An 11,253-nucleotide genomic window follows, 5' to 3' on the forward strand; every position below is an offset into this window, starting at 1 on the left:
CCTCGGTGCTTGCCCTGTTGTGGGCGCTGCCCGGCTTGCGCATCCATCTGGTGCCGAGGCGACTGCGCTACCAGGCTGCGCACGCCAATGCGATAAAGCAGTTCCTCGCCCGCAACGTCCACCGCACCACGGCGCGCACCGGCGTGCTGGTCTTCGTCTCCATTGCGGAACGCTATGCCGAGGTGGTCGCCGACAGCGGCATCGACAGCCGTGTCGGCCAGGATGTTTGGGACAGTGTCGTCCGCGACCTTACCGCGCATGCCGGCGACGATCGCCTCGCCGACGGCTTCATCAAGGCAATCGAAGCGACTGGCGCGGTGCTGGCCGAGCATTTCCCGGTTTCGGCCGGCGATAGCAACGAACTCGACGATCATCTGGTCGAAATCTGAGTCGTTACGACCGTGCCTGACAGCTGTCGATCGCCTGTGCGAAAGCTTGGGAGCCGGCTGACCGGACTCTTGCAATCGGGCGATGCGGGTTTATGGTTAACCAATCATGAAGACGCTGAGCATCGACATCAGGAAAGCCGAGCCGCGCGATGCAAGCGCCATCGCCGACGTGCACCTGCTGGCCTGGCGCGGCGCCTATGCCGGCATCATCCCGCATCGCACGCTGACGTCGATGATCAACCGCCGCGGCGCCGACTGGTGGGCGAACGCCATCCGCCGCGCCGCCACCGTCCTGGTCGTCGAGATCGGCGGCAAGATCGCCGGCTACGCCACGATCGGCAAGAATCGCGCCCGCGAGCTCAAGCAGCAGGGCGAGATCTACGAACTTTACGTGCGCCCGGAGTATCAAGGCATCGGGCTCGGCAGCCGGCTATTCTCGGCCGCACGAGCGCGACTGGCAGACCACGGGCTGAAAGGCATGGTGGTGTGGGCGCTGGAGGACAATCAGAACGCTCTCACCTTCTATGCCGGCGCCGGCGGCCGCGACGTCGCCGAGGGCGTCGAGATCTTCGAGCAGAAGGCGCTGAAGAAGGTCGCCTTCGTCTGGGAATGACGGCTCAACACTCCTCTCGCTAACACCCTCAGCTGTTTTCAGTACCATTCGCCGCATTGCACCATGCGCCCCCGCCCGCTATCGGTTTCCAATCGAAAGAGGGACAAAAGCCATGCGTATCGAAGCCATAGCCATCGGAAAGAACCCGCCGGAGGACGTCAACGTCATCATCGAGGTGCCGATCGGCGGCGAGCCGATCAAGTATGAGATGGACAAGGAGGCCGGCACGCTGTTCGTCGACCGGTTCCTGCACACCTCGATGCGCTATCCCGGCAATTACGGCTTCGTGCCGCACACGCTGTCGGGTGACGGCGACCCGATCGACGTGCTGGTCTGCAACACGCGTGCTCTAGTGCCGGGCTGCGTCATCAATGTGCGGCCGATCGGCGTGCTTGTGATGGAGGACAATTCCGGCCAGGACGAGAAGGTCATTGCGGTGCCTTCGCCGAAGCTGACGCTACGTTATCAGAACGTCACTGAATACACGCAGCTGCCGGACATCACACGCGACCAGGTCCAGCACTTCTTCGAGCACTACAAGGATCTCGAACCCGGCAAATGGGTTAAGATCGAGGGCTGGCACGACGCCGCCTACGCCAAGAAAATGATCGTCGAGGCGATCGAGCGGGCGAAGGCAAGCAAGTAGGCCCAGCGCTTTCAAAATTGCGAGACGTCGGCGGGACAGCGCCCCCCTCTGCCCTACCGGGCATCTCCCCCACTTGGGGGGAGATTGGCAGCTTCGCCGCCCCGTCTCTCTTTCAGCGTTGGAGATTGGCGAAAGCCAAGATGGTAGCCGATCTCCCTCCTTGTGGGGGAGATGTCCGGCAGGACAGAGGGGGGCGCGAAGGATCGCCGAACGGCGGCCATTGCTACGCTCTTCCTCACCTCCACTAATTGTCGACGCGGCCGAAAGCGGGTACGTCGCCGACCATCACGCGCATGTCCTTGCCGCAGGCAAAGCTGCGTGCCTTCTCGTCGGCGAGCTTGCGCGCCTCGTCGTTGGCGGCCGGGTTGCCGGTGGCCAGCACCAGCCCGACGGTGCAGCCCTCATACTTCTCCGGCTGGGAGACCTTGGCGACGACCAGCACCTCGGTCGATTTGCTCTCGTCCTCGGGATTGCTGATCGATCGGCGGTGGATGACGGCGAAGGGAACGGCACGGTCGCCATTCGTCTCGATGCGCCATTCGAGCTTGGGTCCAGCCGAATTGAAACCGACGAAGCTTTCCCAGACCGTGGTCATGTCGCTGGATGGAAACCCGTAGAACAGCGATTCGCGGGCATCGTCATAGGCGATCAACACCGGGTAGCCGCGATAGCCCGAACAGGTGAGGCTGGCCCAGTCGCCTTCGCCTTGTTCGGCCTGCGCGTAGGTCACGCAGTCCTTCTTCGAGTCAAGATCGGTGTAGGCGCTAGAAAGATCGCCGGCCTGGGCAGCCTGGCAGAGGCCGGCGAGGGCTAGCGGAATCATCAAAATGGCACGCATTGCGGACAACTCCGTTTCGGGCTGCCGTAACGTATCGTCAAACGCTATTTCTTCAAGCTCGCTTCTATCAGCAGGTCGGCGTTGCGGGCCACGGACTTCGCCGGTCCGCCGGCACCGAACAACTGCCCGCTGATATAGGCGCCCTCGATCAGAAGCAGCAGCCCGTCGCCCAGCGTATCGGCGTCGCGGGCACCCATTGCCGCCGCCATGGCGCGCAGGCGTCGGCGCAATTCCTGCTTGTTGGCCTCGCTCACCACGCGGGCCGGGTGGCCATGTTCGGGATACTCGACGGCCGCATTGGTCATGCCGCAGCCGCGATAGTCGGGTTTTTGCGTGCGCTTGCCGATGCGGGTCAGGAAGGCCGCGATCTGCGCGCGCGGATCGCCGGGATGGGCAGCCACCGCCTCGTCGAAGCGGGCCCAGAACTCGAGGTCGTATTGCCGGAGATAGGACGCGGCCAATTCGTCCTTGGAGGGAAAGCTGCGATAGAGGCTGGGCTTGGTGACGCCGGCACGCCGTACGATCTCGTCGACGCCGATCGCCCTGATGCCTTGCCGGTAGAACAGGTCGCGGGCAACGCGAAGGATTTTTTCGCCGGCGCGGGGCGGTGTCCCTTCATCCGCTTTGATCGTTGGTTCAATGCTTTTCATTTTGGATGTGCCGTGGCTGCTTGACAATGTTACCGATCGGTACGTATACCTCGGTGTAATTGCAACGTACCGGTCAGTAACATGATAGCTCAATCCCGTCCGTTTGGCCAGCGCTATGCTTTCGTCGTGGTCGCCGTCATTTTCCTCTGCCTGCTGATCGCGGCGGGCCTCCGTTCGGCTCCCGCCGTCATGATGCTGCCGCTGGAGGAGAGTTTCGGCTGGCGGCGCGATGTCGTCTCGCTCGCCGCGGCGATAGGCATCTTCCTCTACGGCCTGACCGGGCCGTTTGCTGCGGCACTGATGGAACGGATCGGGCTGCGCCGCACGCTGCTGGCATCGCTGGTGGTGATGTCGGGCTCGACGGCGCTCAGCCTGTTGATGACCGAGCCGTGGCACCTGCTTCTCACCTGGGGCGTCTTCTCCGGCGTCGGTTCCGGCGCAGTGGCCACGGTGCTCGGCGCCACCATCGTCAACCGCTGGTTCAAGACCAATCGCGGCCTGGTGATGGGGCTGATGTCCGCCTCCAGCGCCACCGGCCTGCTGGTGTTCCTGCCACTGCTCGCCGCGCTCGCCCAGTCGGGCGGCTGGAAGCCGGTCGCCATCGCCATTGCGGTCGCCACCGCTGTTCTTATACCGCTGGTCTATATGCTGGTGCCGGAGCGCCCCGCCGCGATCGGCATGGTGCGCTACGGTGCTGAGGCCGACGATGTGCCGCCGACGCCACCGGCCGCGCAAGGCAATTTCCTTACCCACACGCTCACCATGCTGCGCCGTGCCGCCGGCACCCGCGTGTTCTGGTATCTGTTCGCCACCTTCTTCATCTGCGGCTTCACCACCAATGGACTGGTCGGCACGCACCTGATCGCGTTTTGCGGCGACATGGGTATCGGCCAAGTGCAAGCCGCCGGCCTGCTGTCACTGATGGGCATTTTCGACCTGATCGGCACGACGCTGTCGGGCTGGCTCACCGACCGCTTCGATCCCCGCAAGCTGCTCGGCGCCTATTATGGCATCCGTGGCCTGTCGCTGATCTATCTGCCTTATTCCGGCTTCTCGTCGACCAGCCTGATCATCTTCGCCGTGCTCTATGGATTGGACTGGATCGCCACCGTGCCGCCGACGCTCAGGCTCTCCAACGAGGCGTTCGGCGATCGCAGTGGGCCGATCGTCTTCGGTTGGATCGTCGCCGGCCATCAGGTGGGTGCGGCGACCGCCGCCTTCTTCGGCGGCACCATGCGTGAATTGCAGGGCAATTACGAGCTTGCCTTCCTCATCGCCGGCATGACGGCAATAGCCGCAGCCTGCATCTCGCTGTTGATCAACACCAGCCGTCCGGCCTTCGAGCCCGAACCGCAAGCGGCTTGAGGTGTGCTGATATTCAGGTGAGGCCGGCCTGCAAACGGCGATTTCCTGCGCTTCCGGTGCTCACGTACCAAAAGTACGCTCCGCTCCGGTTCTCGGAACCCACCATTTTCGGCTCGGCCTGACCTGAATCTCAACACACCTTCGCGGCCGAAATTTCAAAAGGTGGTCTGACGATCAGGCTGCCCGTTTGAATGACGTTTTCTGCTTGTCGATTGTTATGAAACCTTCATGGTTTCGAGATGTGCCTGAAACATTGACGCTGGAGCTTGGCGGCGCCGTTCAACGCCATCCAGGAGACAGCCATGAACAAAATTTCGATGACGCGGCGCGCTTTCGTCACGTCGGCGAGCGCCGTTGGCCTCGTCGGCGCCTCGGGCCTCGCGCTTCCCTATTATTCCCGCGCCAATCAGCGGCCGGCCTTCACCCATGGTGTCCAGTCAGGCGACGTCGACGCCACCAGCGGCATGATCTGGACGCGCACCGATCGCCCGTCGCGCGTCATGTTCGAAGTGTCGTCGACGGAGAATTTCGCCAACGCCGTCCGCCTTGCGCCGCTCGATACGTCGCCGGCCAGCGACTATACGGTGAAGCGGCTGCTGACCGACCTCGCCTCGGACCAGGATATATTCTACCGGATGATCGCGGCCGATCTTGCCGACATCAACGCCGTCTCCGAGCCGATCGTCGGCCGTTTCCGCACGGCGCCGGCTTCGAAGCGTGACATCCGGTTCGCCTGGTCGGGCGACACCGCCGGCCAGGGTTGGGGCATCGACGATACAGGCATGAAGACCTATGCCACGATCGGCAAGCACACGCCCGACTTCTTCCTGCATTCCGGCGACACCATCTATGCCGACGGCGCGATGAAGGACGAGGTCGACCTGCCCGGTGGCGGCAAGTGGAAGAACAACGTCCTCATCGACGAAAAGCGCAAGGTTGCCGAGACGCTGGACGAGTACCGGGGTCAGTGGAAGTACAACATGATCGACAGGAACGTGCTGGGGCTCAACGCCATCTGCCCGACCTTCTACCAGTGGGACGACCACGAGGTGGTGAACAACTGGTCGGATTCGAAGGACCTGAGCGCCGACGACCGCTACTCGGAAAAATCCATCCATGTGCTGGCGGCACGCGCGGCACGCGCCTTCCACGAGATGACGACGATCCGCTACGAGCCGTCCGAACCCGGCCGCGTCTATCGCAAGATCGCCTATGGGCCGCTGCTCGACGTGTTCTTCCTCGACATGCGTTCCTATCGCGGCGCCAACGGCCCGGGCATGCAGGATACGGTCACGCCACAATCGCGCATCCTCGGCGAACAGCAGACGAAGTGGCTGAAGCGCGAACTGGCAAACTCCAACGCGACCTGGAAAGTCATCGCCGCCGACATGCCGCTCGGTCTCGTCGTCTGGAACGACGCCACCAAGAAGGCCGGCGCCGAGGCCGTCAGCAATGGCGACAATGGCCCGGCCAAGGGCCGCGAGCTGGAAATTGCCGACCTCCTTCGCTATATAAAGAACGCCGGTATCAGCAACACCGTCTGGCTGACCGCCGACGTGCACTACACGGCTGCGCACTACTACAATCCAGACAAGGCGCAGTTTCAGGATTTCAATCCGTTCTGGGAATTCGTCTCAGGTCCGCTGCATGCCGGCACGTATGGACCCAACGATTTCGACATGACCTTCGGTCCGGAGCTGAAATTCATCAAGGCGCCGACCGCCGAGCAGGGGCAGAACCTGCCGCCGTCGGCTGGCCTGCAGTTCTTCGGCCTTGTCGACATCGACGGCGCCACCGAACAGATGACGGTGCGGCTGATGGATCGCGACGACCATGAACTCTACAAGGTCGCGCTCGATCCGGTGCGATCGGCGTAACGGACCTCGTTTCGTCATCCTTGGGCGGAGCTTCGCTCCTGCTACGCCCTGGGATGACGACCGTCGTCGGCGGTCGTCAGTCCGGATAGCAGACGGTTGGAATCTTGGGCCAGACCGCGCTGTCGCAGCCGGCGTTTTCCTGCCTCTGCTTGAAGGCGGCACTGACCGGCCCGGTCACCACCGGGTCGACGCCATCGGGAGCATCGGCAAACAACTGCTCCGCCGTTCGTGTGTCGGACGGCAGGGCGGGGCGAGCCTCCTTGAACGTCGCAGCCGACTGTGCCGCGCCTGCCGCAAGGAGAACGGCGAGGGCTGCCCATGCAAGGATTGGCCGGTATCTGATGCCCGTATTGGTCATGAAATTTGAACTGTCCCGACCCTGAAAGGTTCCGCTTTGGTTAATATTTCCATTTCACACCAAGACGCTTAAGATTTGGTGACCATGTATTTGGTGGCACGCCTCCTCTTTCGCAATTGCGAAAAACCCTGTATGAGCCGCCCAACCGAAAGAGGCAGCGCCTTTTGGCCTGCTGCCTGCAACGCTCCCGAGACCACAACATGAAAATTCGTAATATCGCGATCATCGCGCACGTCGACCATGGAAAAACCACCCTCGTCGACCAGCTTCTGAAGCAGTCCGGCTCGTTCCGCGACAACCAGCGCGTCGCCGAACGCGCCATGGATTCGAACGACCTTGAAAAGGAACGCGGCATCACCATCCTGGCCAAGGCGACGTCGGTCGACTGGAAGGATACCCGCATCAACATCGTCGACACCCCAGGCCACGCCGATTTCGGCGGTGAGGTGGAGCGCATCCTGTCGATGGTGGATTCGGCCATCGTGCTGGTCGATGCCGCCGAGGGGCCGATGCCACAGACCAAATTCGTCGTCGGCAAGGCGCTCAAGGTCGGCTTGAAGCCGATCGTCGTCATCAACAAGATCGACCGGCCGGACGCCCGCCATGTCGAGGTGGTCAACGAAGTGTTCGACCTGTTTGCAGCGCTCGACGCGACCGACGAGCAGCTCGACTTCCCGATCCTTTACGGTTCAGGCCGCGACGGCTGGGTCTCGGAAAACCCCGAAGGGCCGAAGGACCAGGGCCTCTCGCCGCTGTTCGACCTCGTCATCAAGCACGTGCCGGCGCCGACCGTTCATCCCGGCCCGTTCCGAATGATCGGCACCATCCTTGAGGCCAATCCGTTCCTCGGCCGCATCATCACAGGCCGCATTGAATCCGGCACGCTGAAATCCAACCAGGCGGTCAAGGTGCTGCATCATGACGGCACCCAGGTCGAAACCGGCCGTATCTCGAAAATCCTCGCGTTCCGCGGGCTCGAGCGCCAGCCCATCGACGAGGCGCAGGCGGGCGATATCGTCGCCATTGCCGGCCTGTCGAAGGGCACCGTCGCCGACACCTTCTGCGACCCGTCGGTGACCGAGCCGCTGCATGCGCAGCCGATCGATCCGCCGACCGTGACGATGTCCTTCCTCGTCAACGATAGCCCGCTGGCCGGCACCGAAGGCGACAAGGTGACCAGCCGCGTCATCCGCGACCGCCTGCTGCGCGAGGCCGAAGGCAATGTCGCGCTGAAGATCGAGGAATCGCCCGACAAAGATTCGTTCTTCGTCTCCGGGCGCGGCGAATTGCAGCTTGCAGTGCTGATCGAGACGATGCGCCGCGAAGGTTTTGAGATCGCCGTGTCGCGGCCGCGCGTCGTCATGCAGAAAGGCGACAACGGCGAATTGCTGGAGCCGGTCGAGGAAGTCGTTATCGACGTCGACGAGGAGCATGCCGGCGTCGTCGTGCAGAAGATGTCGGAGCGCAAGGCCGAGATGGTCGAACTGCGTCCGTCCGGCGGCAACCGCCAGCGCATCGTCTTCCACGCGCCGACGCGCGGCCTGATCGGCTACCAGTCGGAGCTGTTGACCGACACGCGCGGCACCGCTGTCATGAACCGGCTGTTCCATGCCTACGAACCTTACAAGGGTGAGCTGCCGGGCCGCACCAATGGCGTGCTGATCTCCAATGAACAGGGTGAATCGGTGGCCTATGCCATGTGGAACCTGGAAGACCGCGGCCCGATGGTCATCGATCCGGGCGTCAAAGTCTATCAGGGCATGATCATCGGCATCCATTCACGCGACAACGACCTCGAAGTGAACGTGCTGAAGGGCAAGAAGCTGACCAACATCCGCGCCGCCGGCAAGGATGAGGCAGTAAAGCTGACGCCGCCGATCCGCATGACGCTGGAACGCGCGCTGGCCTGGATCCAGGACGACGAGCTGGTCGAGGTGACGCCGAAGACCATCCGCCTGCGCAAGCTCTACCTCGACCCGAACGAGCGCAAGCGTTTTGAGAAGTCGGCCAAGGTGGTCGGCGCGGCGTAATTTTTCTTCGAAGCAGTCAAAAGGGAGGGAGCGCCATCGTGCTCCCTCCCTTTGCATTTCATGCACCGGCGGCCGAGATGATAGTGTCCCGATCCGGCCAGCCAGCCAGATCGATGCGGATCACCGTTCCCGCTCGAGCGGGCTTGCGCAAGGCTTTGGTCCCGTCCGGACCAACGACCAGCAATCGCTTCTCGTCCCAAGCCTGAAGCCGCGATCGCGAGATACCGAGTTCACCGGCGAGCAGCCGGTCGAGCCGCAGCGCTGTCGGCATCTCCAGCCCGAGCTGGAGTTCGAGAGCGGTGGTATTTTCCGGACTGTCGCCGAGCACCTCCTTATGAACGGCGGCTTCAGGAAACTCCTCGACGCGCCTGATCCTGCTTCGCAGTGCCACGACATCGAAGGCATGGCGACGCGCCAGGGCCGGGTCGTTGCTTTCGAGCGCCTGCAGCAACGCAGGCTCGATGTCGCGGCGGTTGCACCGCTCCAAAATGCCGAAATTCCAGGAATTGTCGCAATCGATGCACCGGTAGATCAGCCACGCATCGATGCGTTTGCCATTGGCGTTGACGCGGAACTTCCCGCTGCTGTGGTAGCCCTTGAAGGCGCCGCAGCGATTGCAGTTGATCAGCGGTCGAGGTGCGGTTTTGGGCGCGATCGCCCAGCGGATACGCAGTATCGAAGACATGCCGAAAAGCCCTTCCCATCGGGAAGTTCGTCAGATCGGCGATGTCGAGATGCCCATGCGGGCACGGCGTGGCGAGAGACTGCGGTGGTCGGAAATCAGGTGTCGCGGGTGGTTGTGCGCGACAGCGGTTCAGCAGTGCCAAACCGGTCTCGAACCGCCACCCTGAGGAACACATCATATGAGCAGACGTCGCGAATGCGGCGCCATGCATTGTGTCGGGGGAGTTGACGAGACCGGCGGTTACGTAGGCAAAGTGAAGCTCGAAACTGTGTCGGGACGAAACTTCTAGCTGCCACGCGTCGGGTCGACAAGCCCCTTCTATTATCGATGCTACCGCCGCAGGAACACTTGCGCTAATATCGAGCGATCAACGTCCCAAGCAAAGATCCCGGTCATGCACTTCACCTCGCTTCTGATCTTCGCCGCCGCCCTTTTTGTCGCCGCCGGCTCGCCCGGTCCCTCGATTGCCGCTCTGGTGGCGCGGGTCATCGCAAAGGGCTTTCGCGACGTGTTCCCGTTCCTGCTCGCCATGTGGATCGGCGAGGGCATCTGGCTGTCGCTGGCGGTATTCGGGCTGGCGGTGGTGGCGCAGACCTTCCACCTCGCCTTCGTCGTGCTGAAATGGGTCGGCGTCGCTTATCTCGCCTACCTCGCCTGGAAGATGTGGACGGCCCCGGTCGAGGCGCGCGAGGGCGAGATGCCGCGCGACGAGTCAGCCATCAAACTGTTCTTTGCCGGCATGGCGGTGACGCTCGGCAATCCCAAGATCATGATGTTCTATCTGGCGCTGCTGCCGACCATCATCGATCTCGCCTCGGTGACGGTCGTCGGCTGGGTCGAGCTGACGCTGACCATGGCCGTGGTTCTGGTGGCCATCGATCTCGCCTGGGTGCTTGCCGCAGCGCAGGCGCGGAAACTGCTGAAGAGCAAGCGGGCGATGAAAATCGCCAACCGCGTCAGCGCCGGCACCATGGCCGGCGCCGCTGCGGCAATCGCGGCGCGGTCCTGAGCCGGCGCGTCAACCCATTTCGATTATCGGCGCGATCTCGACGCTGAAACCCGGGTTCGTCAGGATAGGACAATCCTTGGCTTTGCCGACGGCATCGTCGATGTCTTTCGCCTCGACGATTGTGTATCCGGCGGTCGGATTGCTGCCGCCATTGTTCTCGACCTTGCCGCCGGGCAGCACGGTCTTCGACATGCCGACCGGATTGCCACCGTCGACCACGGCCGAGCCAAGCTTGCCGTACCAGCCGTTCCAGGCATCCATCGCTGCTTTCCGCTCAGCCTCCTCGGTCGGCATCTTGCCCGAGCCGTGATAGACGTAGAGAAATTTCGCCATGTTCTCCTCCGTTGTTGATCTGCGGCGTCGAACCGACATGCGGGTCACGCCGCAGGAGCGATCATCGGACCAAATCGGCAAAGACGCAACGAGAATGCGCAATAGCTAATATACAGTTCGGTTGACTCGCAGTCACCTCACCTGGCCATCGCGTGATATTCATCGTTCGGCCGCATGTCGACTGCTGCCGCCACCCGGTTCGACATGTTGAAGAAGGAGGCGATGTCCCAGATGTCGCGGTCGGAAAAACCGGCCTCACGCAGCGCTGCGCGGTCGGCCTCGATGATCTTCGCCGGCTGTTCTGTCAGCTTGACTGCGAATTCGAGCATCGCCTTCTGTCTCGCGGAAAGGTCGGCGGCGCGGAAATTCATCACCATCATCTCGCCGAAGGCCGGGTCGCCGGAAAGCTGGCGCACCGCCGCGCCATGCGCGGCGAGGCAATAATAGCAGTGGTTGATGG

13 protein-coding genes are annotated in these 11,253 nt (G+C 62.7%); 7 read left to right on the top strand and 6 right to left on the bottom strand.

The features are described 5' to 3' along the window. From E5W87_RS29035 to ppa, 3 genes are all read left to right on the top strand, one after another. On the top strand, positions 1-389 hold a 389-nt coding region (locus E5W87_RS29035; protein ID WP_292405381.1), incomplete at its 5' end, for a TPM domain-containing protein. 106 nt (positions 390-495) lie between these two features. Continuing rightward, entirely contained in the window at positions 496-1,002 is a 507-nt protein-coding gene (locus tag E5W87_RS29040; protein WP_292405384.1) for a GNAT family N-acetyltransferase, read from the top strand. 112 nt (positions 1,003-1,114) lie between these two features. Beyond that, on the top strand, positions 1,115-1,648 hold the full coding sequence (gene ppa, locus E5W87_RS29045; RefSeq protein ID WP_128241804.1) for an inorganic diphosphatase: 534 nt from the start codon (positions 1,115-1,117) through the stop codon (positions 1,646-1,648). A gap of 244 nt (positions 1,649-1,892) precedes the next feature. Here ppa and E5W87_RS29050 read toward each other — a convergent pair whose 3' ends face one another. Together E5W87_RS29050 and E5W87_RS29055 are read right to left on the bottom strand one after the other, a co-directional pair. Further along, complete coding sequence (locus E5W87_RS29050; RefSeq protein ID WP_292405388.1) at positions 1,893-2,486, bottom strand: hypothetical protein; 594 nt, start codon at positions 2,484-2,486, stop codon at positions 1,893-1,895. A 44-nt stretch (positions 2,487-2,530) separates the two neighbouring features. Beyond that, complete coding sequence (locus tag E5W87_RS29055; RefSeq protein WP_292405390.1) at positions 2,531-3,136, bottom strand: TetR/AcrR family transcriptional regulator; 606 nt, start codon at positions 3,134-3,136, stop codon at positions 2,531-2,533. A gap of 81 nt (positions 3,137-3,217) precedes the next feature. Here E5W87_RS29055 and E5W87_RS29060 point away from each other — a divergent pair, with 81 nt between their 5' ends. Together E5W87_RS29060 and E5W87_RS29065 are read left to right on the top strand one after the other, a co-directional pair. Continuing rightward, entirely contained in the window at positions 3,218-4,501 is a 1,284-nt protein-coding gene (locus tag E5W87_RS29060) for an MFS transporter (RefSeq protein ID WP_292405394.1), read from the top strand. 302 nt (positions 4,502-4,803) lie between these two features. Further along, positions 4,804-6,378, top strand: a complete 1,575-nt coding sequence (locus tag E5W87_RS29065) for an alkaline phosphatase (RefSeq protein ID WP_292405397.1) — start codon at positions 4,804-4,806, stop codon at positions 6,376-6,378. 76 nt (positions 6,379-6,454) lie between these two features. Here E5W87_RS29065 and E5W87_RS29070 read toward each other — a convergent pair whose 3' ends face one another. After that, the gene (locus tag E5W87_RS29070) at positions 6,455-6,736 is read right to left on the bottom strand and encodes a hypothetical protein (protein ID WP_292405399.1); all 282 of its coding nucleotides are present in this window, start codon (positions 6,734-6,736) and stop codon (positions 6,455-6,457) included. 200 nt (positions 6,737-6,936) lie between these two features. Between E5W87_RS29070 and typA the strand changes: the two genes are divergently transcribed. Continuing rightward, the gene (gene typA, locus E5W87_RS29075) at positions 6,937-8,766 is read left to right on the top strand and encodes a translational GTPase TypA (protein WP_292405402.1); all 1,830 of its coding nucleotides are present in this window, start codon (positions 6,937-6,939) and stop codon (positions 8,764-8,766) included. A gap of 58 nt (positions 8,767-8,824) precedes the next feature. On the opposite strand, the gene E5W87_RS29080 is transcribed toward typA, so the two are convergent. After that, on the bottom strand, positions 8,825-9,451 hold the full coding sequence (locus E5W87_RS29080) for a DUF1062 domain-containing protein (RefSeq protein ID WP_292405404.1): 627 nt from the start codon (positions 9,449-9,451) through the stop codon (positions 8,825-8,827). Between the two features lie 394 nt (positions 9,452-9,845). Between E5W87_RS29080 and E5W87_RS29085 the strand changes: the two genes are divergently transcribed. Next, positions 9,846-10,460: a LysE family translocator gene (locus E5W87_RS29085; RefSeq protein ID WP_292405408.1), complete on the top strand. Its 615-nt coding sequence runs from the start codon at positions 9,846-9,848 to the stop codon at positions 10,458-10,460. A gap of 9 nt (positions 10,461-10,469) precedes the next feature. Here the strand turns inward: E5W87_RS29085 and E5W87_RS29090 are convergent, their stop codons facing one another. After that, positions 10,470-10,793 (bottom strand): hypothetical protein, encoded by a 324-nt coding sequence (locus tag E5W87_RS29090; protein WP_292405411.1) that lies wholly within the window; start codon positions 10,791-10,793, stop codon positions 10,470-10,472. A gap of 137 nt (positions 10,794-10,930) precedes the next feature. Then, on the bottom strand, positions 10,931-11,253 hold a 323-nt coding region (locus E5W87_RS29095; RefSeq protein ID WP_292405414.1), incomplete at its 5' end, for a peroxidase-related enzyme.

The sequence above is a fragment of the Mesorhizobium sp. genome (genome assembly GCF_004962925.1).
Taxonomy (GTDB): Bacteria; Pseudomonadota; Alphaproteobacteria; order Rhizobiales; family Rhizobiaceae; genus Mesorhizobium.

Bases quoted from the DNA above. Each gene is read 5' to 3' on its own strand.
- E5W87_RS29090 (WP_292405411.1), bottom strand. From the start codon at position 10,793: ATGGCGAAATTTCTCTACGTCTATCACGGCTCGGGCAAGATGCCGACC.
- E5W87_RS29085 (WP_292405408.1), top strand. From the start codon at position 9,846: ATGCACTTCACCTCGCTTCTGATCTTCGCCGCCGCCCTTTTTGTCGCC.
- E5W87_RS29080 (WP_292405404.1), bottom strand. From the start codon at position 9,451: ATGTCTTCGATACTGCGTATCCGCTGGGCGATCGCGCCCAAAACCGCA.
- E5W87_RS29055 (WP_292405390.1), bottom strand. From the start codon at position 3,136: ATGAAAAGCATTGAACCAACGATCAAAGCGGATGAAGGGACACCGCCC.
- E5W87_RS29040 (WP_292405384.1), top strand. From the start codon at position 496: ATGAAGACGCTGAGCATCGACATCAGGAAAGCCGAGCCGCGCGATGCA.
- E5W87_RS29060 (WP_292405394.1), top strand. From the start codon at position 3,218: ATGATAGCTCAATCCCGTCCGTTTGGCCAGCGCTATGCTTTCGTCGTG.
- E5W87_RS29050 (WP_292405388.1), bottom strand. From the start codon at position 2,486: ATGCGTGCCATTTTGATGATTCCGCTAGCCCTCGCCGGCCTCTGCCAG.
- E5W87_RS29070 (WP_292405399.1), bottom strand. From the start codon at position 6,736: ATGACCAATACGGGCATCAGATACCGGCCAATCCTTGCATGGGCAGCC.
- typA (WP_292405402.1), top strand. From the start codon at position 6,937: ATGAAAATTCGTAATATCGCGATCATCGCGCACGTCGACCATGGAAAA.
- ppa (WP_128241804.1), top strand. From the start codon at position 1,115: ATGCGTATCGAAGCCATAGCCATCGGAAAGAACCCGCCGGAGGACGTC.
- E5W87_RS29065 (WP_292405397.1), top strand. From the start codon at position 4,804: ATGAACAAAATTTCGATGACGCGGCGCGCTTTCGTCACGTCGGCGAGC.